This window comes from Methylobacterium symbioticum (assembly GCF_902141845.1).
Classification (GTDB): domain Bacteria; phylum Pseudomonadota; class Alphaproteobacteria; order Rhizobiales; family Beijerinckiaceae; genus Methylobacterium; species Methylobacterium symbioticum.
In genome coordinates, this window is sequence record NZ_CABFPH010000003.1 from 1 (window position 1) to 22,304 (window position 22,304).

Genomic DNA, 22,304 nt, shown 5'->3' on the forward strand with positions numbered 1-22,304 from the left:
GTGGCGACGCCGCGCCGCGCCGGGATCGCGCCGGGCGCGGCCTCGCCGGGCACCACGTGCACGCCGATCGTGCCGCTGCGGCGCACGAGGTCGTGCACCACCGAGCCGTGGACCAGCTCGAAGGCCCAGGACCGCGCCGCCTTGCCGACGACGATGTGGTTGACGTTGGCCGAGCGCGCATAGGCCAGGATGTCGTCGGCGATGCGCCGCCCGCCCGGCAAGGTGACGGCGTCGCCCCCGAGCCGGTCGGCGAGGCGCAGCGCCTCGGCGATGCGGTCGCGCTGCGTCTCGCTGAAGGCGGCCGAGCGTGCGCCCTCGATGAAGAGCGCGGTCCAGGGGGCGTGCAGGCGGTCGGCGAGGCGCTTGGCGTAGCGCACGAGTCCGGCCCCGCGCGGATCCTCGTTGACGCAGACCAGCACCCGCTCGCCGGCCGCCCAGGGGCCGGCGATGGCGTTCGCCCGCATGTGGCTCAGGAGCTCGTCGTCCACCCGGTCCGCGGTGCGCCGGAGGGCCAGCTCGCGCAAGGCGGTGAGGTTGCCGCGGGAGAAATAGTGGCTCAGGGCCCGCTCGGCATGGTCCGGCACGTAGACCTTGCCGTCCTTCAGGCGCTGGATCAGGTCGTCCGGGTTGAGATCGATCACCTCGATGTCGTCGGCCCGGTCGAGCAAGCCGTCGGGCACGGTCTCGCGCACGCGGATGCGGGTGATCGCGGCGACGACGTCGTTCAGGCTCTCCACGTGCTGGATGTTGAGCGTGGTGAGCACGTCGATGCCGGCATCGAGCAACTCCTCCACGTCCTGGTAGCGCTTGGGGTGGCGCGAGCCCGGCGCGTTGGTGTGGGCGAGCTCGTCCACCAGCGCGATCTCCGGCCGGCGGGCCAGCAGCGCGTCGAGATCCATCTCCTGCAGGAGGGTGCCGTGATAGGGCACGCTGCGGCGCGGGATCACCGCGAAGCCGTCGAGCAGCGCCTCGGTCTCGGCCCGGCCATGGGTCTCGACCACGCCGACCACCACGTCGGCGCCCGCCTTCAGCCGGGCGCGCCCGATCATCAGCATCTCGTAGGTCTTGCCGACGCCGGGGGCCGCGCCGAGGAAGACCTTGAGCCGGCCACGCGTCCGCGCCTCCCGGCGCGCCGCATCGAGCAGCGCGTCGGGCGAGGGGCGGTTCGGGTCTCGGCCGGTCTCGGGCATGCGCGATCTTACCGGCGCGCTCAGCGCCGGGCGAGATCGTCCAGCGCGAGGTTGAGCGCCAGGACGTTGACCCGGGGCTCGCCGAGGAGGCCCAGCGTCCGGCCCCGCATCTGCGCCGTCACCAGGGCGCGCAGGCCCTCCTCGGGCAGGTTGCGCGCCCGGGCGACGCGCGGCACCTGGAACAGGGCGGCCTCGGGCGAGATGTCGGGGTCGAGCCCCGAGCCGCTCGCGGTGACGAGGTCGATCGGCACCGGCCGGCCGGGATTCTCCGCCTGCAGGGCGTCGCGCTCGGCCTTCACGCGCTCGGCCAGCGCCGCGCTGGTCGGCCCGAGATTCGAGCCCATCGAGTTCGATGCGTTGTAGGGCGCCGGCACGGTCTTCGCCGGATCGGCCGGGTCCGCCGCGGTGGTGGCCGAGGGCCGGCCGTGGAAGTAGCCCGCCCCCGTGAAGCTCTGCCCGATCAGGCTGGAGCCGACGACCCGGCCGTCGCGCGTGATCAGGCTGCCCGCGGCCTGAGCGGGGAAGATCGCCCCGGCGAGGCCGGTCATGGCGAGGGGGTAGGCGAGGCCGGTCAGCCCGGTCAGGGCGACGAGGAGAACGAGGGCGGGACGCAGATGCGTGAGCATGGCGGTGGGTCCGGGCTGGGGGCAGGCGAAGATCAGGCGAGGTGCAGGGCGCTGACGGCGAGGTCGATCGCCTTGATGCCGAGGAAGGGCACCAGGACGCCGCCGAGCCCGTAGACGAGGAGGTTGCGGCGCAGGAGCGCGGCGGCTCCGACCGGGCGGTAGGCGACGCCCCGCAGCGCGAGCGGGATCAGCGCCACGATGACGAGGGCGTTGAAGATGATCGCCGACAGGATCGCGCTCTGCGGCGAGGCGAGCCCCATGACGTTCAGGGCCTGGAGCTGCGGGTAGAGCCCGAGGAACATCGCCGGGAGCACCGCGAAGTACTTCGCCACGTCGTTGGCGATGGAGAAGGTCGTCAGCGCCCCGCGGGTCATCAGGAGCTGCTTGCCGATGCCGACGATCTCGATGAGCTTGGTGGGGTCGGAATCGAGGTCGACCATGTTGCCGGCCTCGCGCGCGGCCACCGTGCCGGTGTTCATGGCGACGCCGACATCGGCCTGGGCCAGCGCCGGCGCGTCGTTGGTGCCGTCGCCGCACATGGCCACCAGCTTGCCCTCCGCCTGTTCGCGGCGGATCAGCGCCAGCTTGTCCTCGGGGGTGGCCTGGGCCAGGAAGTCGTCCACCCCGGCCTCGGCCGCGATGGCGGCTGCGGTCATGGGGTTATCGCCGGTGATCATCACCGTGCGGATGCCCATGCGGCGCAGCTCCGCGAAGCGCTCGCGGATGCCGCCCTTCACGATGTCCTTGAGGTGGACGACGCCGAGCAGCGCATGGTCGCGGGCCACCGCGAGCGGCGTACCGCCGCCCTTGGCGATCTCCTCGGCGATGGCGCGGATCTCGGCCACGGCCTCGCTCTCGGCCTCCGGCGCGTAGGCGAGGGCGGCGTTCGAGCCGCGATGGGCCAGCGGCCGGGTCGAGACGGCGGCGATCACGGCCTCCACCGCGCCCTTGCGGATGGCGCTGCCGTCGAGATCCACGCCGGACATGCGCGACTGCGCCGTGAAGGGCACGAAGGTGGCGTTGCGGGCGGCCATGTCGCGGGCGCGGATCCCGTAGGCCTCCTTCGCGAGCACGACGATGGAGCGCCCCTCCGGCGTCTCGTCGGCGAGGGAGGCGAGCTGCGCCGCGTCGGCGAGATCCCGCTCGGAGACGCCGCGCACGGGCCGGAACGCCGTGGCCTGGCGGTTGCCGAGGGTGATCGTGCCGGTCTTGTCGAGGAGCAGCGTGTCCACGTCGCCCGCCGCCTCGACGGCGCGGCCCGACAGGGCGAGCACGTTGAAGCGCACCAGCCGGTCCATGCCGGCGATGCCGATGGCCGAGAGCAGGGCGCCGATCGTGGTCGGGATCAGCGTCACGAACAGGGCCACCAGCACGATCACCGGGATCGTGCCGCCGGCATAGCGCGCGAAGCTCGGGATCGAGGCCACCGCGAAGACGAACACGATGGTGAGGCCGGCGAGCAGGATGTTCAGCGCGATCTCGTTGGGGGTCTTACTGCGCGCCGCGCCCTCCACCAGCGCGATCATGCGGTCGACGAAGGTCGAGCCGGGCTCGGCGGTGATGCGCACCGTGATCGCGTCCGAGAGCACCTGCGTGCCGCCGGTCACCGCCGAGCGGTCGCCGCCCGATTCGCGGATCACGGGGGCGGATTCGCCGGTGATCGCCGCCTCGTTGACCGAGGCCACGCCCGCGACCACCTCGCCGTCGGAGGGGATCAGGTCGCCCGCCTCGACGAGGACGCGGTCGCCGACCCGGAGGCTCGTGCCCGGCACGGTCTCGTAGCGGCCATCCTGGCCGGTGAGGCGCTTGGCCGTCATCTCGGTGCGGGTGCGGCGCAGCGATTCGGCCTGGGCCTTGCCGCGGCCCTCGGCCAGCGCCTCGGCGAAATTCGCGAAGAGCAGGGTGAACCAGAGCCAGAGGATGATCTGGCCCGAGAAGGCGAGGTCGCTTCCCCCGGCGGCGAGGTCGCGCAGGAACAGGACGGTGGTGAGCGCCGCCACCACCTCGACCACGAACATGACCGGGTTGCGGATCATGGCGCGCGGATCGAGCTTCCTGACGGAGCCGGCGAGGGCCGGCCCGACGAGGGCGGCGCTGAACAGGGATGGGGTCTTGCGGGACATGGGTCTTTCGTGTCCGGAAGGAGAGGCGAGGGGACCCGGGGGGAGGGCCCGGGTCCTCGGCGTTCTGCGCGCGAGGGCTCTAGGGCCCGGCCGTGCCGGCGGTCAGCGCGAAGGCTGCGGTGAGGGCGAGGCCGCCCAGCATCGCCACCGCGAGGAGCGCCAGCACGAGGTCGGAGGTGCGCACCGGCCGCGGGCCGGGCCCGTGCGCCCGGTGGCGGAGCCGCTCCTCTGCGAGCAGGTGCCGCGCGCGGCGGAGGTCGAGGGTGCGCGGCATCTCAGCCCCCCGTCGCGAAGGTCTGGCCCGCCGCGCCGGCGAGGTGCTCGACCACGGGGCCGAGCGCCAGCGAGGGGAAGAAGGTGAGGCCGCCGACGATCAGGATGACGCCGACGAGCAGCCCGACGAACAGCCCGCCATCGGTGGGGAAGGTGCCGGCGGAGGCCGGGACGCGCTTCTTGGCCGCGAGCGAGCCGGCGATGGCGAGCGCCGGCAGGATCACGAAGAAGCGGCCGACCAGCATGCCGAGCGCCAGCGTCACGTTGTAGAACAGGGTGTTGCCGGTGAGGCCGCCGAAGGCCGAGCCGTTATTGGCCGCCGCCGAGGTGAAGGCGTAGAGGATCTCCGAGAAGCCGTGCGGGCCGGCATTGGCGGGGGCGGCGGGGGCGGCCGGCAGCACGGTGGCGAGCGCGGTCAGCCCCAGCATCATCAGCGGCAGGCAGAGGACGGCGAGCATGGCCATTTTTCCCTCGCGCGCCTCGATCTTCTTGCCGAGATATCCCGGCGTGCGGCCGCCCACCAGCCCCGCCACGAAGATCGCCACCACGACGAAGACCAGCATGCCGTAGAGGCCGGCGCCGACCCCGCCGACGATGATCTCGCCGAGCTGCATGTTGAGCATCGGCACGAGGCCGCCGAGCGCCGTGAACGAGTCGTGCATGGCGTTGACCGCGCCGCAGGAGGCGGCCGTCGTCACCACCGCGAACAGGGCCGAGGCCGGGATGCCGAAGCGGACCTCCTTGCCCTCCAGGTTGCCGCCCGTGAGCCCGAGCCCGTTCAGCACCGGGCTGCCTGCGGCCTCGGCCCAGTAGGTCACGGCGGTGCCGGCCACGAACAGCAGCATCATGGCCGCGAGGATCGCCCAGCCCTGCCGCTCGTCGCCGACCATGCGGCCGAAGACGTTGGTGAGCCCGGCGCCGAGCGCGAAGATCGTGACCATCTGCACGACATTCGCCAGCGCGGTCGGATTCTCGAAGGGATGCGCGGCGTTGGCGTTGAAGAAGCCGCCGCCATTGGTGCCGAGCATCTTGATTGCGACCTGGCTCGCGACCGGGCCGACCGCGATGGTCTGCTGCGCGCCCTCCAGCGTCGTCGCCGCGACGGAGGGCGCGAGCGTCTGCGGCATACCTTGCGCGACGTAGAACAGGGTCAGCGCGGCGCAGAGCGGCAGCAGCAGGTAGAGGGTGCAGCGGGTCAGGTCGACCCAGAACGAGCCGACCGTCCGCGCCGAGGCGCGGGCGAAGCCGCGGATCAGGGCGACGGCGAGCGCGATGCCGGTGGCCGCCGAGAGGAAGTTCTGGTGGGTCAGGCCGAGTATCTGCGACAGGTACGAGAGCGTGCTCTCGCCGCCGTAGTTCTGCCAGTTGGTGTTGGTGACGAAGCTCGCCGCCGTGTTGAAGGCGAGATCGGGCGCGACCGCCGCCTGGTCCATCGGGTTGAGGGGCAGCACCGCCTGCAGGCGCAGCACCGCGTAGAGCAGCACGAAGCCGAGCGCGTGGAAGGCCAGCATGGCGAGCCCGTAGCCGAGCCAGCTCTGCTCGTGATCCGCGTCGATGCCGGCGAGGCGGTAGAGCCCGCGCTCGACGGGGCCGAGCACGGGCGAGAGGGGGGTGGGCACGCCGGTGAAGACCCGGGTCATGTAGAGGCCGAGCGGCTTCACGAGCGCCAGCACGACCGCGCAGAACAGCGCGATCTGGATCCAGCCGTCGAGGGTCATGGGGGGAGGTCCGTCAGGGGCCGCTCAGAACCGCTCGGGGCGGACGAGGGCGTAGGTCAGGTAGGCGAGGAGCCCGGCCGTCACGAGGGCGCCGAGGGCGAGGTCGAGACTCATGGCGGCGTGCCTCACAGACGCGCGCAGAGGGCGGCGTAGCCGGCCGACAGGCCGAAGAAGGCGAGGCCGCCGGCGAGGAAGAGGATGTCGAGCATGGTGCGTCCGGTCCGTTCGGCCGGGACGGACGCGACCTCGCGCCCTCCACGGCCCGGCCGGAGTGTCGGCCCGAACCGCGTTAGCGTTCGAGAGGGAGCGGACGGCGATCGTATAAGGATCCCATCAGGATCCGGGCGGCGGGGCTTTTCGGGGATCGGGACCGGGCCGGACGGCGCAGCACCGCAATCCTTGCGGCGACGCGCTCTGCTTCGCCGAACCGGTGCCCCCGTCGGCTTGAGCGCGCGAGAACGTTCTCCGTGATCCTTGGATCACGGAAGATGCTCTAAAGGATTGAATAAAAAGGATTTTCTTTCGCGGAACCGGCAACCACGTCCGCGGACGATGCGCTAGCCGCGCCGGTGCAGGAAGCTGCGCTCGCCCTTGGCGGCCTCCTCGACCTGCTGGATCGCGTCGAGCAGGTCCACCATCCGTTTCGGCTCGGCCGGACGGAGCAGGCCGGACGCGTCGACACGGCGAGGCTCGATCCGGTTCGCCCGGATCTGGGCCTCGGTCAGGGCTCCGAAATCGCGGCTCCTGCGTCGATTCATGGCGGCACCTCCGAACCGGAAGACCCTCGCCGCACATGGTTAACGATGCGTTACGCGCGCCCGCCCGGGCGCATTCTGAACGGGAGCCGTCCAGCGGTTTTCAGGTGCCGTTCAACTGGCACGGCCTAGCTTGGCTGACCTCGCAGGGATGGGCGCCCGAACCTCGGGCCGGCCACGCGCGGTTCGATCGATCAGGACCCCATGCCCTCTCGCGCGCCTCTCGCCATCGGCTCGAGCCCTCGGTGCGCGGACGGACGATCCGGGGCCGAGCCCCGGCCTGCCGAAGCCCTGCTGCAGGGCCTCGCCCCGCTCCTCGACCTCGCCTTCGGCATCGAGGGCGAGCCGGCCTTCCCCGACGAGATCGCCGCCTTGGTGGCCCGCCTGCATACCGGGCCGCTCGGATCCGGAGGCGTCGTGCCGGCGGACGCCGCGCCGGCCCTGGAGGCCGCCTGAGGCTTGCGCCCGCGGACAATGCTCTAGGCGCGGATCCTGCGGGAGACGACCTCGCAGGGATTGAGGCCAATATCCTCCAGCTCGCGGTCGCTGAGACGCGCCAGTTCCCGGCAGGCGCAACGCGCGCGCCGCCACGCCTGCATATATCGAAGCATTGTCCACATGCCCGCCTCCGCGCTCGGATGTCGCGTTGTCACGCTCGGTCCCAAGACGAAGGCCCGGATGTTCTCGCCTCGCGGGCGGGATGCCCGCCCCGAGGCTGCCGGTGCCGTGCGGATCGGCCGCTTCGGCCGGTCAGGAAGCCGCCCGAAGCCGGCCGATGGCCCCTTCGAGCTGGCACGCCTCAGCCTCGTAGACACGCTCGAACGCGGCCCAGGCGAGCAGGAGGCCGAGGAGCGACAGCGCGAAGGCGAGAGAGGCCGCGACGCTGTCGCCGGATTGCGGATGACGGATGATCTGCACGGATCACCTCCCATCCCCCCGATAGGCCCGGATCTGTAGACGGTCCGCGCGTGGACGACTGTGCTGACGCGCACCTCGTCGGGTTTCGGGCGGCCCGGTCACCGCGCGAGGTTCGAGCGCTCCTAAGCCGACGTGGATGCCGGCTCGGCGAAAGAGAGCGCATCGAAACAATGACGTGGGCCCGTGGTGTGTCGCGCGCTCTTGCCGAACCAGTCTTCGGGTCGGCGTCGGGATCACGCGAGGCGCCGCCCGACGCGGTCGTGGTAGGGATCGGCGGGTGCCTTCCGATCGGCATCCCCGCCCAGACAGGCTTCGCGTAGGGAGAACCCCCGCCATGGCGCAATCCGTGCCGGCTCCGATCAGCCGGTTTCCCGTCCCCGATCTCGCGGACATGCCCGCCGACATCCGGGACCGCCTGATCCGCGTGCAGGAGAAGTCGGGCTTCATCCCGAACGTGTTCCTGACGCTCGCCTACCGTCCCGACGAGTTCCGCGCCTTCATGGCCTATCACGACGCGCTGATGGACAAGGAGGGCGGCCTGACCAAGGCCGAGCGCGAGATGATCGTCGTCGCGACGAGCAGCCGGAACCAGTGCCCGTATTGCGTGGTCGCCCACGGGGCGATCCTGCGCATCCGTGCCAAGAATCCGCTGATCGCCGATCAGGTCGCGATCAACTACCGCAAGGCCGACATCACGGAGCGGCAGCGGGCGATGCTCGATTTCGCGTTCAAGGTCGCGTTCGAGGCGCACCTGGTCGCGGAGGCGGATTTCGCTGCGCTCGCGGAGGCCGGCTTCAGCCGGGACGACGTCTGGGACATCGCCGCGATCGCGGCCTTCTTCGCGCTGTCGAACCGCATGGCGAACGTGACGGGCATGCGGCCGAACGACGAGTTCTACACGCTGGGCCGCTAGAGCACGCGCCGATTGGATTGCCCCGCAATCCAATCGGATCACGCGTTCTCTATCACTGGGTTAGAGACGGATTCACCGATCAGGTTGAAGCAACCTGATCGGATCCGGCTCCAGAGGGTACGCGGCTTCAGGCAGCGGGAAGGCGCGCGCCTCCCCGCGGCCGGGCGCTCACTGCATGGTCGGCATCACGAAGTCGGCGCCGGCGCGGATGCCGGTCGGCCAGCGGGTCGTAATGGTCTTGAGGCGCGTGTAGAAGCGCACGCCCTCGGGCCCGTGCATGTGGTGGTCGCCGAACAGCGAGGCCTTCCAGCCGCCGAAGGAGTGGAAGGCCATCGGCACCGGGATCGGCACGTTGATGCCGACCATGCCGACCTCGATCTGGTGCGCGAACTCGCGCGCCGCGTCGCCGTCACGGGTGAAGATCGCGGTGCCGTTGCCGAATTCGTGCTCGTTGATGAGCCGGGCCGCCGTCGCGTAGTCGGGCGCGCGGGTCACGGCGAGCACGGGGCCGAAGATCTCCTCCTTGTAGATCCGCATCTCCGGCGTCACGCGGTCGAACAGCGAGCCGCCGAGGAAGTAGCCGCCCTCGTAGCCCTGCAGCTTGAGGTCGCGCCCGTCGACCAGCAGCTCGGCACCCTCGGCGACGCCCTGGTCGATGTAGCCGCGCACCTTCTCGTAGTGCTGCTTCGTGACGAGCGGGCCCATCTCGGAATCCGGATCGGTGCCGGGGCCGACCTTGAGGGCGCGGATCTTCGGGATCAGCCGCTCGATCAGGGCATCGGCGGTGCGCTCGCCCACCGGCACCGCGACGGAGACGGCCATGCAGCGCTCGCCGGCCGAGCCGTAGGCGGCACCCATAAGCGCGTCGACCGCCTGGTCCATGTCGGCGTCGGGCATCACGATCATGTGGTTCTTGGCGCCGCCGAGGCACTGGGCGCGCTTACCCTGGGCGGTGGCGGTCGCGTAGATGTAGCGGGCGATCGGCGTCGAGCCGACGAAGCTCACGGCGCTGATGCCGGGGCTGTGGAGCAGCGCGTCGACCGCCTCCTTGTCGCCCTGCACGACTTGGAACACGCCGTCCGGCAGGCCGGCCTCCGTCAGCCACTCGGCGATCAGCAGGGCGGCGGAAGGGTCGCGCTCGGAGGGCTTCAGCACGAAGCAGTTGCCGCAGGCGAGCGCGACGGGGAACATCCACATCGGCACCATGGCGGGGAAGTTGAACGGCGTGATGCCCGCGACCACCCCGAGCGGCTGGCGCAGCGAGTGGGAATCGACGCGCGTGCCGACATTCTCGGTCACCTCGCCCTTGAGCAGCTGGGGCGCGCCGGTGGCGAACTCGACGACCTCCAGGCCGCGCAGGACCTCGCCCTTGGCGTCGGACAGCACCTTGCCGTGCTCGGCGGTGATCAGCGCGGCGAGCGTGTCGATGCGCTCTTCCAGGATCGCCAGGAACTTGTTGAGGATGCGGGCGCGCCGCAGGGGCGGCGTCGCGGCCCAGGCCGGGAAGACGGCGCGGGCGCCCGCCACGGCGGCCTCGACCTCGTCGCGGTTCGCCAGCGCCACCGCGCCGGTCTCCTCGCCGGTGGCGGGGTTGAAGACCGGCGCCGTGCGGCCCGATCGGCCGGACACGCGGGTCCCGTTCACGAAATGGGGGATCTCGGTGGGCATGGGCATCTCCGTTTCCCTGTCGCGGCGGTGACGGCGCCCGGCCCCGGGCGCGCATCGGGCCTGGGCCCTGGAGGCCGCCCCCGCATCAGCGGAAACGGGCACGGTCCCGGCAAACCGCCGATTGTCGCCGGCTCGTTTTCGGCCTACGGAAATCGAAGCTCAATGACCGATCCCGCTGAACCGATGTGCGGGATTTGATGCCCGGACATCGGGATCAGCCATGAGGCCGGATCAGCCATGAACTGGGATCATCTGCAGGTGTTCCTGGCGGTGGCGCGCCACGGGCAGATGCTGGAAGCCGGCCGTCGGCTCGGCCTCAACCACGCCACCGTGGCGCGCCGGCTCGAGGCGCTGGAAGGCGCCCTCGGCACCGTCCTGTTCCATCGCCGGCCGAACGGCTCCGCGCTCACGGAGGCCGGCGAGCATCTCGTTCCGGTGGCCGAGCGGATCGAGGCCGAGGTTCTGGCGGCCACCGCCCGGATGCGGGCGCAGGAGGCGGAGCCCAGCGGCACGGTGCGGATCGGCGCGCCGGACGGCCTCGGCAACCTGTTCCTCGCGCGCGAGCTCGGTCTGTTCGCGAGCCGCTACGCCAACCTCGTCGTGGAACTGGTGCCGCTGCCCCGCTCCTTCTCGCTGTCGCGGCGGGAGGCCGACCTCGCGATCGGCCTCGACCGGCCGGCGCATGGACGCCTCATCCTCTCGAAGCTGTCCGAGTACAGCCTCGGCCTCTACGCGGCGCGCGACTATCTCGACCGGGCGGGCGAGCCGACCTGCGAGGCCGACCTCGCCGCGCATGCCGCCGTGATCGGCGTCGAGGACTATGCCTACGCCTCGGCCCTCGATTACGCCGCCTTCCTGCAGGATCGGGCCCAGCGCGTCTTCCGCTGCGCCGGCGTGGTCGGGCAGCTGGAAGCGGTGCGGGCCGGCGCCGGGATTGGCATCCTGCACGACTTCGCGGCGGCCGACTGCCCCGATCTCGTACGCGTCCTGCCGGAGACGGCGTTCGAGCGGACCTATTGGCTGATGTCGCATCCCGACAGCCACGAGGCCCGGCGCGTCGCGGCCTGCCGGGCCTTCATCACCCAGCGGTTTCGCGAGGAGCGCGACCGCTTCCTGATCCGGCGCCGTGCGCCGGCGGCGCGTGGCCTGTCCGATCGAGCGTCCTCGGAGCCGGTCTGAGCCGAGTCCTTGGGTTTGGGGCTCCGTCGAACAGGCTTCCCGGCCCGAGCGCGGTCGGCGGGCCGGGGCCTGTCCCGCTCTCAGGTCGCGGCGCTGCGCAGCTTCTGCCCGAGGCCGATGGCGCGGGAAATCCGCGAGCGCTCCGCGCTGTAGGTGGCGCAGACCAGGGGGTAGTCGATCGGCAGCCCCCATTTCGCCCGGTAGGCTTCCGGGGTCAGGCCGCGCAGGGTCAGGTGCCGGCGCAGGGCCTTGTAGGGCTTGCCGTCCTCGAAGCTGATGATGCTGTCGGGGCGGATCGAGGCGCGGATCTGCGCGTCGGTGGCCTTCTTCAATTCTTCCTTCGCCGGCGCCCCGAGGGTGCGCAGGGACTGGTGCACCGTGCTGACGAGGTCGGGCAACTGGCCCGAGGGTACGCTGTTATGCGCGACGTAGGCGATGACGATTTTCGCGGCGAGCTCGAAGACATCGGGTTCCGGCTGCATCGACTTCCCCCCATGGTCATGACACCCGCACTGCGGGAACAGCCGCATGCGATTGCATCTTACAATGGCATAATTTGCCGAATTCTTCTACCTCCGATTGAATTGATATGGGTGTAGAGATTCCGTCGGATCGGCGCCCCGGCGCGGTCTTGTGCAATGCGCCGCCGCCGCCGAGCTGCCGCGCACGCTTGCGCGCGGGATGACCGATTCTTGCTTGAAAATGCGCCACATGTCTCTCAGGAACAAGTGGATTTCACGGCTCCGCGCGTCCGGGCACGGGCCGGCATGAACGGATAGGTCGGTTGCGATGGAGATTCTCGTCGTTGGCGCGGGCGTCGTCGGTCTCGCGGTCGGGCGGGCGCTCGCGCTGCGCGGGCACGAGGTGGTGGTGGCCGACGCGGCTGAGGCGTTCGGCACCGGGGTCTCCGCCCGCAATTCCGAGGTCATCCACGGCGGCATGTACTATCCGGACGGCTCGCTCCGGGCGCGCCACTGCGTGGCCGGGCGGCGGATGCTCTACGCCTTCTGCGAGAGCCACGGCGTGGCGCACCGCGCCTGCGGCAAGCTGATCGTGGCGGTGAACGAGGCGGAGGCGGACAAGGTCGCGGCGATTCGCGACCAGGGCGTGGCGAACGGCGTCGAGGACCTCGTGCTCCTCGACCGCACCGCGGCGCGGACGCTCGAGCCGAACCTCGCCTGCACCGCCGCGCTGCTCTCGCCGCGCACGGGCATCGTCGACAGCCACGGCCTGATGCTGGCGCTGCTGGGCGAGATCGAGGATCGTGGCGGGATGCTCGCCCTGAACACGCCGGTCGAGTCCCTGGCGCGGTCGGACGGCCGCTGGCTCGCCCGGTTCGGCGGCGCGACGCCCGGCGCGTTTCCCTGCGATGCGGTGGTGAATGCCGCGAGCTTCGGGGCGCAGGATCTCGCCCGGGCCACCGACGGCTACGGGCCCGAGCGCGTGCCGCCCCTCGTCCTCGCGCGGGGCAACTATTTCGGCTGCACGGGCCGGCCGGCCTTCCGGCACCTGATCTACCCGGCCCCGGTCGATGGCGGGCTCGGCATCCATCTCACCCTGGACCTCGCCGGGCGGATGCGCTTCGGGCCGGATGTGGAATGGATCGACAGCCTCGATTACCGGGTCGATCCCGCCCGAGCCGCGCTGTTCTACGACGCGATCCGCCGATACTGGCCCGGCCTCCCGGACGGCGCCCTGGTCCCCGATTATGCCGGCATCCGGCCGAAGCTCACCGGACCCGGCGGCGGATCCGCCGATTTCCGCATCGACGGCCCGGCCGAGCACGGCCTGCCCGGCCTCGTCCACCTGTTCGGCATCGAGAGCCCGGGCCTCACCTCCAGCCTCTCCCTGGCCGAGGACGTCGCCGACCGCCTGGAGGCCTGATCCCGGGTGTCGAGAGGGGTCACCCCTCTCGCGGGTCCAGGGCGGAGCCCTGGGAAGGCCCGTCAGGGCTTCGCCCCGACACCCCACCGAAGGGGTGACCCCTTCGGGATCCCGGACCTGATTATGACAGCAGATGCAGGGCCAGCGGCACCACGATCGCGGTGAGGAAGGCGTTGAGGCCCATGGCGATGCCCGCGAAGGTGCCCGCCACCTCGCTCACCTGGAAGGCCCGGGCGGTGCCGACGCCGTGGGCGGCGAGCCCCGCGGCGAAGCCGCGCGCCCGCATGTCGCGGATGCCCATCAATTGCATCAGCGGGGTCACGAGGATCGCCCCGACGATGCCGGTGGTCATCACCAGCACGGCGGTCAGGGTCGGGTCGCCGCCGAGCGCCTCCGAGATGCCCATCGCGACGCCGGAGGTCACGGATTTCGGGCTGAGCGAGACGATCACCGGCTCGGGGATGCCCAGCAGCCGTGCGGTGCCGATCGCGGTGACGAGGGCGGCCGTGCAGCCGGCCGCGAGAGCCGCCAGCATCGGCAGGAAGGCCCGCACCACCGTGGCCCGGTGCTCGTAGAGCGGCAGCGCCAGCACCACCGTCGCGGGGCCGAGCAGGAAGTGCACGAACTGCGCGCCGGCGAAATAGGTGGGGTAGGGCGTCTCGGTGAGCGCCAGCACGCTCCCGGTGATGGCGATGGCGATCAGCACCGGGTTCGCCACCGGGTGGCGCCCGGTGGCCGCCGAGATCCGGTCGGCCACGAGATAGGCGGCGAGCGTCACCGTGAGCCAGAGGAGGGGGGTCCGCGAGAGATAGACCCAGAGGGCGAACTCGCCGCTCATCGCTCGCCGCCCCCGCGGCCGACCAGGCGCTCGACGCCGACGAAGACCAGCACCGTCACGGCGAGGGCGGCGACCGTCGAGGCGACGATGACGACGGCGAGCTTCAGCCCCTGCGCCTGCACCACGTCCAGCCGGCCGACGATGCCCGCACCCGCCGGCACGAACATCAGCGACAGGTTGGCGAGCAGGCCCTTGCCGGTGCTCTCCAGGGTGCCGTCGGTCAGGGGCCGCGGCATCAGGCGCAGCAGGGCCGGCGGCCCGCTGTCGCGCAGGATGAGGAAGCCGAGGAGCAGCGCCATGCCGAGCACGGGACCGGGCACCGGCAGGCCCGCGCCGCGCGCCGCGGCCTCCCCGATGAGCTGGGCCAGGAGGATGAGGGTGAGGCTCGCGATCATCGGCGTGGGCCGCCTCTCAGGCGGTCGCCTCGCCCCGCCCCGCCGCCTCGGCGCGGGCCTCGCCGATCGCAGCCTCGTCGAGGCCGAGAAGCCGGCCCAGCCGCCAGACCAGGGCCTCCTCGAACTCGTCGACGGTGCCGTCGGCGCCCGCGACGGACCAGGCCATGGCGAGCAGCCGCGTCCGCTCGGCGGCGTCGGCCGCGTGCGGCAGCATCTCGACCAGGCTCGCCACGTCGCGCGTCTCGGCATCGAAGGCGCTGGCGCGGGCGATCAGGGCGCTGGCCGCCTCCGGTGTGGGGGCATAGCGGCCGAGCACGAGCCGGGCCAGACGGTCGGATTCGGCGGTCGCGAGGATGCCGTCGACGCGCGCCACGTGGACGAGGAGCGCGGTCGCGGCGAGATGGGTATCGTCGATGGGCTCGGGTCGTTCCGCGAGACCGAAGGCCTCGGCGGCATAGGCACGCAGACGTGAGACGAGCGACATGACGTGCTCCCGCGGGGGTCGACGGCACAGTTCCGGGCCACGACCGTGCCGTCAAGGACAAGGCCGCACGGCGCCGGTCTCCGGCGGTTCGGCGTTGCAACCGGGCATCGGCCGGCGGCGAGACCTCTGGCCGATGCGCCTTGCCAAGACGCGGCCGGACCGCTAGAGCCAGCACCCGAACGGGCCGCGCACGGACCGTTCCTGCCGCAATAGCTCAGCTGGTAGAGCACCTCATTCGTAATGAGGGGGTCGGGGGTTCGAATCCCTCTTGCGGCACCATTCTTTTCAAGCGCTGAGCTCTCAAGCGCTTTAAGTTTGCACCCCAGCAGCCTGATATGGGGTGCACTGGGGGGCAGCGGGACAAGCCGCTTCTCGATTCTTGCCACTCAGCTCGAGATTGAAGGGTGAAGCAGCGATCGATTCGCCCGTGCTTTAACTCTTGGGCTTCAGCAAAGCAGGCGAAGCTTGACGCCGTGATCACGGCCGCGCGCTGAACGGCGTTGATGACGCTCTCACCCATCACTCACGAGGGGCGATGGACACCCATACTAGGCGGCCCGTCAGTGCGTGGCATACCGTGGAGGTCTGCCTGCGCCATAATTTGAGGGAACGACGCGGAAACTTGACGCTATCAATGAGCTACGACGACACGCCGCATCCGCACCCCCTCCCCCCATCAGCTCTGCTCCCGGACGCAGTGGCGTCGGACAAGGCAAAGGCACTGCCTCCAGAGTTACGGGGCGGTTACTATGCCATATCAACAGCCCTTAGGGGAGCCGCCAAAAGGGATGCAGCCCACGATTGGACGACCCTATCCGAAATCATGGGTTTCCAGTTCACTCCCGGGAACGTCGCTGAACCATTTCATCCGAAGGCCATTTTTGGTGACCGTCGGTCTATGATCCCGGACGATCTGACGGACGCTCAACTTGACCGGTTGTCCGAGTACGTCACCAATCTTGACGACGACCTCGTCGTCGCCCGCGCAGGCGACGTGCTTTGGCTTCGGCAGCGTGACGTAAAGGCGGCGCGCCGGACCGTCGAAGCCTATCTGGCAGCCGGGATTGCCTCCGAAGACCCGAACCACTGGACCACGTGCTTCGCGTTGTACGAGCGAGGTGTTCGGCTCGCGCGTCAAATTGAGCCCAAGGGTGAACTGCCTCGTCGACTGCTCGGGTATCTCGAAGGTCGTGTTCGGCACTACGATGGCGACGACCCGCTCTACCTTTCCTTGAAGATTATGGACCTGCTGGAGGAGGTGCGCTTCGGTGATTTCGCGGCGCTCGCAGAGATTGCTGGCCGCATCGCCTCGAAATCCGAGGAGGCCGGCGACTTCCGGCGAGCGCAGGAGTATTACGCGACACAAGCCCGGCTACTGAAGCGAGCGGGCGACCGCGATGCGGCCGAGGCCGCCCTTTGCGCCCGCGCCCAGACATTCGTGTCAGAGGCAGAGGATCAGGAGAAGGCGGGCTCCTTCATAGCCGCCCACAAGTTTTGGGAGGATTCAGTACAAGCGTTCCAGGCCCGCCCGTCGCTGCGAGCCCGACTGCCCGATCTCCGGCGTCGCCTCGCGGAGGCTGGACGGGGTGTCCTCGGCGAGATGAAGCGGGTGCAATCTGACTCGGTCGATCTTACCGAACAGGTTGATGCCGTGCAGGCTCTCTTCCGCGGTCTGCCACGCCAGGACGCGATCTTTCGGCTGGCGTTGATCGACGAACTTATCGACCCCGTGAAGCTCCGCGAGCAGACGCTCGCCACACTGAAAGACAGCCCCTTACAGACGATCATTAGAGCCGACGTGTTTGATCAAGCGGGCCGGAAGATCGCGGTGCGGCCTGCCCTTGGCTCAGGCGACTCGAAGGTCGAGGAGGCCGCCATTGACGGTTTCATGGATCAGAATGCACGGTTTCATCGACACTTCGCCGTCCATGCCGCGCTGGCACCTGCTGTTCGGGTTATGCGCGATGAGCACGATCTGGGGCAGGAGGAGATCGCGGTCGTCATTGCAGATAGCCACTTCATCCCGACCGGCCGGCTCGGCCTGTTCGCGCGTGGCCTTGAAGCAGGATTCAAGTTTGATTCCTCAACAGCGCTTCATTTGCTTATCCCGCAGGCTGAGAACTCGCTGCGGCACCTCCTCGAAGGTGAAGGCATCGTCGCGCGCAACATCAACACCGACGGAGTTGAGGAGGTTTGGGGCGTCGAACGGATCCTCGATCATCCCAAAGCGACCGACGTGCTGGGCGCAGAATGTGTCTACGAGCTTCGGACGCTCCTCGCTGGGCGACTCGGGCCGAATCCTAGGAACGTCGTCGCTCATGGCTTGGTCGACGAGGATCATCTGAACGGTCAGATTGGATTCTATCTGTGGTGGGTCATCCTCCGACTCGTCGTCGTGGGCAGCCCGCAACTTGCCGCCTTCATCGCGCGTCTGAATGCTGCCGGCTCGTCAGAGGAGGCCGAGGCGGAGGTTTGACCGTCAGACGGCATGCCCATGTATCCTGACTGCGATCTGCGCGGCTCCCGTCTTCGCCTGATCTGCGATCGCCGCGCTCGGCGCTCGCCAAACAGATCGGCCTGGGCATGGTTGGTGCAGCGGTGAAGGTCGAGGAAACCGCGCCGGTACCTGCTGAGGAGCCTGCCGCTCCGAAGACGCGCGGCCGCCGGAAGCAGTCCGGCGATCAGGCTTAAGCCAACCGTTGCGGCTCTGCTGCCTAGAGCCAGGGCTGCGAGGTAGCATGACGGGCCGGGTGTGAAGCTCTCCCAGCCCGCCGGCTTTGCGACGAGATCGGTGCCCCTCCCTCGCCTCGCTGCCAAGCTCAAGGCATTGCATGTCGGGTGGTTGCACAGCAGCGCATCCGGGTGGCAGCCTGCTCAGAACGATATGAGCTGAGGTGGTGATGGAACGTCCACGCAGGGTTGGCATGGCTTGGTACCTGCCGGAGGACTACGACCGCTTGCGCGGGATGATGTCGGATGCCGACCGGATGCCGACCGGATGCCGTTGAGCCATGAAGGCTGGATCATCTCCGCCGAGCAGCTCGAACGGGAGGTGATCCGAAGCGGCGTTGCAGTCATCCGGGTGCCGCTCATCCCGGATGAGTTTCGGTCTTGGTGTGCGGCCAGGAATTTGCCAGCTGACGGCGCCGCGCGCGCGCGATTTGCCAATGAGGCAGTCGACCAAGCTGATGAAGGCCAGCCAGCGGGGACGTATCACGTAGGCTAGCAGTCTGCTCCCTTAGCTGCCTCCAGCGTATTTGACACCCACCAGCAGCAGGGCGCATCTCGTTCGACACAGCAGCGCCAGTATGAGGCTTAGATGGATCAGTCCGAACGCGGGACGAAGCGGATCTGCCCGACGACGGGACGGAAATTCTACGACCTCAACCGTGACCCTGTGATCTCCCCCTATACGGGCGAGGTCGTGCCGACCGCCGTTGCAGCAGCCTATGGTCGCGGCGCACCGCCAGCCTTCTCGCGCAAGCCCGTCGTCGACGAGGAGGAGCCCGAGACGGAAGGTCCTGAGCTGGTCTCGCTCGACGAGGTCGAGGCTGAGGAAGCGGACACGGCCCGGGACAGCGACACCGAGAGCGACGATCTGAACGTCGAGGACGATGCCGAGAGCAGCGACGACGATACGCTGATCGAGGATGAGGACGACGATAGCGCTACGGATCTGGTCGATGTCGAGAACGACGACGAGGACTAGCGCCTAGTCGGCCTTGCCATCAGGAGGGCTGAGCGGACCGCGTTGCGCCGTGAGGGAGCATGCGTGTCCGCCAGCTCCGCGAGTTGCTGGGGTGAGGCGTGCCGCGTTACCGCAGCGGCGAGGTCGAGCGAGAAGCGCTGATCGATATGATGCTCGCCCGTGGTTGGATCGGCGAGGTAGGTGTCGACCGCCGCAGAGATATCCTCGATGGCGATGCGCTCGGCCGAGACGAGGTCCCACAGGGTCTGGTCGCACAGCATGCGCGCTGTCTAGGCCGTTGCCTATGGCCGCGCCACCGAAACCACCCTGCGGACCGTCTCCTGCGACGAGTCGTGCCAGTCCGAGCGGGCGCTGAATGACATTCTCACGATCTGTTGGCGGGCTCGTCCCGGGGCGAACGTGTGGACCCTGCACGGCCTGCTGCAAGATCCTGGCCGTAGAGGCTCTCGGCAAGCCGGCAGGCACCTTGTGCCCTCACAGCGCCGGCGATGCGTGCACGATCTACGCCGAGCGCCCTGACGCATGCGCCCGTTGGCACTGCCTTTGGCGGAAGATCGGGGCCTTGCCGGACGAACTCAGGCCCGACCGGTCGGGTGTGGTCTTCGCGTTGGAGAAGCGGTCGCCGGACGCAGCCGGACATGAAGGTGCCTGTATCGTCGGCCGCTCTGTCGAGGGAGAGCACGTCTTCGAAGGCTGGGCGGCGACCGAAGCGTTCGCCATGTTCAAGCGAGAGGGTTCCTTACCGGTGTGGCAGGCATCCGATCGCTTCGCGGCCCTGATGTATAGTCCAAAATAAAATCCCGGCAGGCCAGCACCTTCTCGCCTCCGAGCCGCAGCCCTTCTGCGATAATGACCGCGGCGGTTCTAATCAGCCTGAAAACTGCCGGGCTTGGCCCTAATCTTGCCGGAACAGTAGCGTTCGGCATCTCGGCGCTGTTGCGGTCGTACAGACACGTGCCCGCGCACAGGGTGATCGCAGCGGCTTATTGAAGCTGTGAGGAAATAAATCGCGCTTCTAAGGTTTAGTGCGAGTAGAAGATCCACCATGTTGCGCTTTCGGAAGCCCCTGGTGCCAGCAAACCTGCGCCTCGTGGTCGAGGCTTGTACCGTGAAGCCCGGCTGTTTCCGCTGGATCATCCGCTCAACAGATGGGCAAGAGGTGCAGTGGTCTCCATACAGCTTCGCGTCTAGGGACGGAGCCAAGCTGTCAGGTGAACTCTGGATGCGTGAGATGCAGGCGTCTGCATGACGCCCCACTACCTGGCGGCTGCCTTGCCGGCGGAGCCCGTGAGTAACGGCGTTTGCTGGTGCTGGACCAAGCGCCACTTGTCGTGAGAAGGCGGCAATAGGTCGAGGTGCACTGGGAGGCGCATTCTCCCATTGTACCGTAAGCGCTCGTTGGCAGGCGCCTTGCGGGACAAGATCCTGGACTGGGATACAGTGCTGTCGCGAGCCTGGGAGCCAGAGCACTGGATGTTCGACTGGAACGACCTGACCTTCTTCCTGGAACTCGCCCGGCACGGCCGTCTGATGCCGGCCGCACGGCGGCTGAAGGTCGACCACACGACGGTGAGCCGCCGCATCGCCGAGCTGGAGCGCGGCCTCGATTCCCGTCTATTCAACCGCAACTCGGACGGCTTCGCATTGACCGAGGCCGGCCACAAGCTGTTCGTGATCGCCGAGGCCATCGAGCAGAAGACGCTCTCGGTCCCGGAAGCGCTCGGGCTGCAGGACGTCGCCCAGCCAATTGGGCGTGTCCGTGTCGCGAGCATGGAGGGCATCGCCGCGTTCTACCTCGCGGCCAAGTTCAGCGAACTCACCGCGAAGGTGCCGGGCGTCGTCGTCGAGCTCGTCACGGAGCGGCACCTCATCAACCTGACCAAGCGGGAGGCGGACATCTCGGTGTCGTTCGTGCCGCCCCAGGGGCAACGCCTCCGGGTCAGGAAGGTCGGCGAGTTCCGCCTGGCCCTGTTCTCCTCCGAACATTACCTCGCCGGCCGCGGCTATCCGGCGACGCGCGCGGAACTCCAAGACCACGACTTCGTCGACTACGTCGACGACCTGGTCGCCATCAGCCCGGTGCACTGGCTGCTGGAAGTCTTGACGCCCTCGAACGTGGTCTTCCGCTCGACCAGCATGGCCGCCCAGCAAACGGCCGTCGCATCAGGCGCGGGCATCGGCCTGCTGCCGCTCTTCTCGGCGAAGACCAATCCGGCGCTGGTGCCCGTGCTTCCGGACGCGGTGGCGGTGAGCCGCGACCTATACCTCGGCGTACATGAGGATATCGAGTGCGTCGGCCGTGTTCGCGTGGTCACCCGGTTCCTTACGGACCTGTTCGCCGAAGATGCAGCCTACCTGAACGAATTCTGAGCAGGGGTCTGCATAAGCGCACTACGCATTGCGGATTTTCCGCCTTCGCTGATGGAGCGGGCTTTGATGAGATAGCGGCATTCTCATTTCAGAGCCGCGCCGATGCCGATAGAGTACCCACGCTTCAAAGCCGCGGCTTGCCACGTCGCCCCAGTCTACCTCGACAGCGCCGCCTCGGCCGAAAAGGCGGTGGCGCTGATCGGCGAGGCCGTCCGCGCAGGTGCGGACCTCGTGGTCTTCCCCGAAGGCTACATGCCTGGCTTTCCCCTCTGGGTGGCCTTGCGCGCGCCGATTCACAATCATGACCTCTTCAAGCGACTGGCAGCCCAGTCCGTCCGCCTCGATGGACCTGAGATCGGCGCGGTGCGCGCCGCTGCGCGGCGGCACGGTGTCGTCGTCTCCCTCGGGTTCAGCGAGAGCACCGAGGCCAGCGTCGGCTGCCTTTGGAACGCGAACGTGCTGATCGGGCGCGACGGCGCCATCCTCAACCACCACCGCAAGCTGGTCCCGACCTTCTACGAGAAGCTTGTCTGGGCGAATGGCGACGCCCGGGGCCTGCGTGTGACCCAGACCGAGATCGGACGGGTCGGCATGCTGATCTGCGGCGAGAACACGAACCCGCTGGCCCGCTACGCCCTGATGGCGCAGGGCGAGCAGGTCCACATCTCGACCTACCCCCCGGCGTGGCCGACCCGGCCGCCGGGCGAGAGCGCGGCCTATGACCTGAAGCGAGCCATCGAGATCCGCGCCGGGGCACACGCCTTCGAGGCCAAGGTCTTCAACATCGTCTGCTCCGCCGTCCTCGACAAGACAGCGAAATCGATCCTGTGCGACGGCGATGCCGTCCTGGCCGAGATCGTCGAGCGGACGCCTTCGGGAGTCTCCATGGTTCTGGATCCCACCGGGTCTCACGTCGTCGAGCCGCGCCAGGGGGGTGAGGGGATCGTCTACGCCGATATCGACGTCGCGGCTTGCATCGAGCCGAAGCAGTTCCACGATGTCGTCGGCTACTACAACCGGTTCGACATCTTTCAGCTGAACGTCGACCGGACGCCACGCGAGCCGGTCAGCTTCGAGGCCGCAGCCGGGCCGGCGATGATGGAGGTCGGCGACCCCGTCGGCCATCAGACCGGCTCCTTCGGGCCGGGCCTCGCTCGGGCGGCGCTCGAGGGTAGCGATCAGACATTGGCACCACCGTTGCGGCGGCCGGGCAGCTGACGGGTCCATAACGCGGCCCTACGCGCTTCGTGGTGCCCATCCG

The 22,304-nt window shown here is 69.1% G+C and carries 24 protein-coding genes and 1 tRNA gene; 10 read left to right on the plus strand and 15 right to left on the minus strand.

Annotation, left to right across the window (positions count from 1 at the left end):
- The 7 genes from MET9862_RS01670 to MET9862_RS01700 form a co-directional block, all read right to left on the minus strand.
- Window positions 1-1,190: universal stress protein (locus tag MET9862_RS01670; RefSeq protein WP_142581379.1), on the minus strand; the 1,190-nt coding region annotated here is incomplete at its 3' end.
- 20 nt (window positions 1,191-1,210) lie between these two features.
- Window positions 1,211-1,816: a K(+)-transporting ATPase subunit C gene (locus MET9862_RS01675; RefSeq protein ID WP_142581380.1), complete on the minus strand. Its 606-nt coding sequence runs from the start codon at window positions 1,814-1,816 to the stop codon at window positions 1,211-1,213.
- Window positions 1,817-1,848: 32 nt separating this feature from the next.
- Window positions 1,849-3,939 carry a potassium-transporting ATPase subunit KdpB gene (gene kdpB, locus MET9862_RS01680; RefSeq protein WP_142581381.1) on the minus strand — a complete coding sequence of 697 codons (2,091 nt, stop codon included), beginning with the start codon at window positions 3,937-3,939 and terminating at the stop codon, window positions 1,849-1,851.
- 79 nt (window positions 3,940-4,018) lie between these two features.
- On the minus strand, window positions 4,019-4,213 hold the full coding sequence (locus tag MET9862_RS01685; RefSeq protein ID WP_142581382.1) for a hypothetical protein: 195 nt from the start codon (window positions 4,211-4,213) through the stop codon (window positions 4,019-4,021).
- Window position 4,214: 1 nt separating this feature from the next.
- Entirely contained in the window at window positions 4,215-5,930 is a 1,716-nt protein-coding gene (gene kdpA, locus MET9862_RS01690; protein ID WP_142581383.1) for a potassium-transporting ATPase subunit KdpA, read from the minus strand.
- Between the two features lie 24 nt (window positions 5,931-5,954).
- Window positions 5,955-6,044 (minus strand): K(+)-transporting ATPase subunit F, encoded by a 90-nt coding sequence (locus MET9862_RS01695; protein ID WP_142581384.1) that lies wholly within the window; start codon window positions 6,042-6,044, stop codon window positions 5,955-5,957.
- Window positions 6,045-6,487: 443 nt separating this feature from the next.
- Entirely contained in the window at window positions 6,488-6,688 is a 201-nt protein-coding gene (locus tag MET9862_RS01700; RefSeq protein ID WP_142581385.1) for a hypothetical protein, read from the minus strand.
- Window positions 6,689-6,889: 201 nt separating this feature from the next.
- On the opposite strand from MET9862_RS01700, the gene MET9862_RS01705 reads away from it, so the two are divergent.
- Window positions 6,890-7,141 (plus strand): hypothetical protein, encoded by a 252-nt coding sequence (locus MET9862_RS01705; protein ID WP_142581386.1) that lies wholly within the window; start codon window positions 6,890-6,892, stop codon window positions 7,139-7,141.
- 23 nt (window positions 7,142-7,164) lie between these two features.
- Here the strand turns inward: MET9862_RS01705 and MET9862_RS30395 are convergent, their stop codons facing one another.
- Window positions 7,165-7,305 carry a DUF1127 domain-containing protein gene (locus tag MET9862_RS30395; RefSeq protein ID WP_306438885.1) on the minus strand — a complete coding sequence of 47 codons (141 nt, stop codon included), beginning with the start codon at window positions 7,303-7,305 and terminating at the stop codon, window positions 7,165-7,167.
- Between the two features lie 130 nt (window positions 7,306-7,435).
- Window positions 7,436-7,603: a hypothetical protein gene (locus tag MET9862_RS29115; protein ID WP_185156712.1), complete on the minus strand. Its 168-nt coding sequence runs from the start codon at window positions 7,601-7,603 to the stop codon at window positions 7,436-7,438.
- Between the two features lie 334 nt (window positions 7,604-7,937).
- On the opposite strand from MET9862_RS29115, the gene MET9862_RS01715 reads away from it, so the two are divergent.
- Complete coding sequence (locus tag MET9862_RS01715) at window positions 7,938-8,516, plus strand: peroxidase-related enzyme (protein WP_142581388.1); 579 nt, start codon at window positions 7,938-7,940, stop codon at window positions 8,514-8,516.
- Between the two features lie 168 nt (window positions 8,517-8,684).
- Here MET9862_RS01715 and MET9862_RS01720 read toward each other — a convergent pair whose 3' ends face one another.
- Window positions 8,685-10,184 (minus strand): CoA-acylating methylmalonate-semialdehyde dehydrogenase, encoded by a 1,500-nt coding sequence (locus MET9862_RS01720; RefSeq protein ID WP_142581389.1) that lies wholly within the window; start codon window positions 10,182-10,184, stop codon window positions 8,685-8,687.
- 237 nt (window positions 10,185-10,421) lie between these two features.
- Here MET9862_RS01720 and MET9862_RS01725 point away from each other — a divergent pair, with 237 nt between their 5' ends.
- A complete protein-coding gene (locus MET9862_RS01725) occupies window positions 10,422-11,363 on the plus strand; it encodes a LysR family transcriptional regulator (protein WP_142581390.1) in 942 nt (313 codons plus the stop codon).
- 80 nt (window positions 11,364-11,443) lie between these two features.
- On the opposite strand, the gene MET9862_RS01730 is transcribed toward MET9862_RS01725, so the two are convergent.
- Window positions 11,444-11,845, minus strand: coding sequence for a Ros/MucR family transcriptional regulator (locus MET9862_RS01730; protein ID WP_142581391.1), 402 nt, complete (start codon window positions 11,843-11,845; stop codon window positions 11,444-11,446).
- 307 nt (window positions 11,846-12,152) lie between these two features.
- Between MET9862_RS01730 and MET9862_RS01735 the strand changes: the two genes are divergently transcribed.
- Entirely contained in the window at window positions 12,153-13,247 is a 1,095-nt protein-coding gene (locus MET9862_RS01735) for an NAD(P)/FAD-dependent oxidoreductase (RefSeq protein ID WP_142581392.1), read from the plus strand.
- A gap of 121 nt (window positions 13,248-13,368) precedes the next feature.
- On the opposite strand, the gene MET9862_RS01740 is transcribed toward MET9862_RS01735, so the two are convergent.
- The 3 genes from MET9862_RS01740 to MET9862_RS01750 are packed head-to-tail and all read right to left on the minus strand — an operon-like array spanning window position 13,369 to window position 14,964.
- Window positions 13,369-14,085, minus strand: coding sequence for an LrgB family protein (locus tag MET9862_RS01740; RefSeq protein ID WP_142581393.1), 717 nt, complete (start codon window positions 14,083-14,085; stop codon window positions 13,369-13,371).
- Window positions 14,082-14,480 (minus strand): CidA/LrgA family protein, encoded by a 399-nt coding sequence (locus MET9862_RS01745; RefSeq protein WP_142581394.1) that lies wholly within the window; start codon window positions 14,478-14,480, stop codon window positions 14,082-14,084. The genes MET9862_RS01740 and MET9862_RS01745 overlap by 4 nt, the downstream gene beginning before the upstream one ends.
- 16 nt (window positions 14,481-14,496) lie before the next feature.
- Window positions 14,497-14,964, minus strand: coding sequence for a tellurite resistance TerB family protein (locus MET9862_RS01750; RefSeq protein WP_142581395.1), 468 nt, complete (start codon window positions 14,962-14,964; stop codon window positions 14,497-14,499).
- 203 nt (window positions 14,965-15,167) lie between these two features.
- On the opposite strand from MET9862_RS01750, the gene MET9862_RS01755 reads away from it, so the two are divergent.
- From MET9862_RS01755 to MET9862_RS01770, 3 genes are all read left to right on the plus strand, one after another.
- Window positions 15,168-15,243 (plus strand) — tRNA-Thr (locus MET9862_RS01755).
- Between the two features lie 355 nt (window positions 15,244-15,598).
- A complete protein-coding gene (locus tag MET9862_RS01760; RefSeq protein WP_438616586.1) occupies window positions 15,599-17,440 on the plus strand; it encodes a DUF7380 domain-containing protein in 1,842 nt (613 codons plus the stop codon).
- 843 nt (window positions 17,441-18,283) lie between these two features.
- The gene (locus tag MET9862_RS01770) at window positions 18,284-18,673 is read left to right on the plus strand and encodes a TIGR02300 family protein (protein WP_142581397.1); all 390 of its coding nucleotides are present in this window, start codon (window positions 18,284-18,286) and stop codon (window positions 18,671-18,673) included.
- Here MET9862_RS01770 and MET9862_RS01775 read toward each other — a convergent pair.
- Entirely contained in the window at window positions 18,670-18,933 is a 264-nt protein-coding gene (locus tag MET9862_RS01775) for a hypothetical protein (RefSeq protein WP_142581398.1), read from the minus strand. The two genes, MET9862_RS01770 and MET9862_RS01775, sit on opposite strands and share 4 nt — an antisense overlap.
- Window positions 18,934-19,235: 302 nt before the next feature.
- Here MET9862_RS01775 and MET9862_RS01780 point away from each other — a divergent pair, with 302 nt between their 5' ends.
- The 3 genes from MET9862_RS01780 (at window position 19,236) to MET9862_RS01795 (ending at window position 22,261) form a co-directional block, all read left to right on the plus strand.
- A complete protein-coding gene (locus MET9862_RS01780) occupies window positions 19,236-19,469 on the plus strand; it encodes a hypothetical protein (protein ID WP_244612518.1) in 234 nt (77 codons plus the stop codon).
- 677 nt (window positions 19,470-20,146) lie between these two features.
- A complete protein-coding gene (locus MET9862_RS01790; RefSeq protein WP_142581399.1) occupies window positions 20,147-21,043 on the plus strand; it encodes a LysR family transcriptional regulator in 897 nt (298 codons plus the stop codon).
- A gap of 102 nt (window positions 21,044-21,145) precedes the next feature.
- Window positions 21,146-22,261, plus strand: coding sequence for a carbon-nitrogen hydrolase family protein (locus tag MET9862_RS01795; protein WP_142581400.1), 1,116 nt, complete (start codon window positions 21,146-21,148; stop codon window positions 22,259-22,261).
- Window positions 22,262-22,304: the final 43 nt, after the last annotated feature.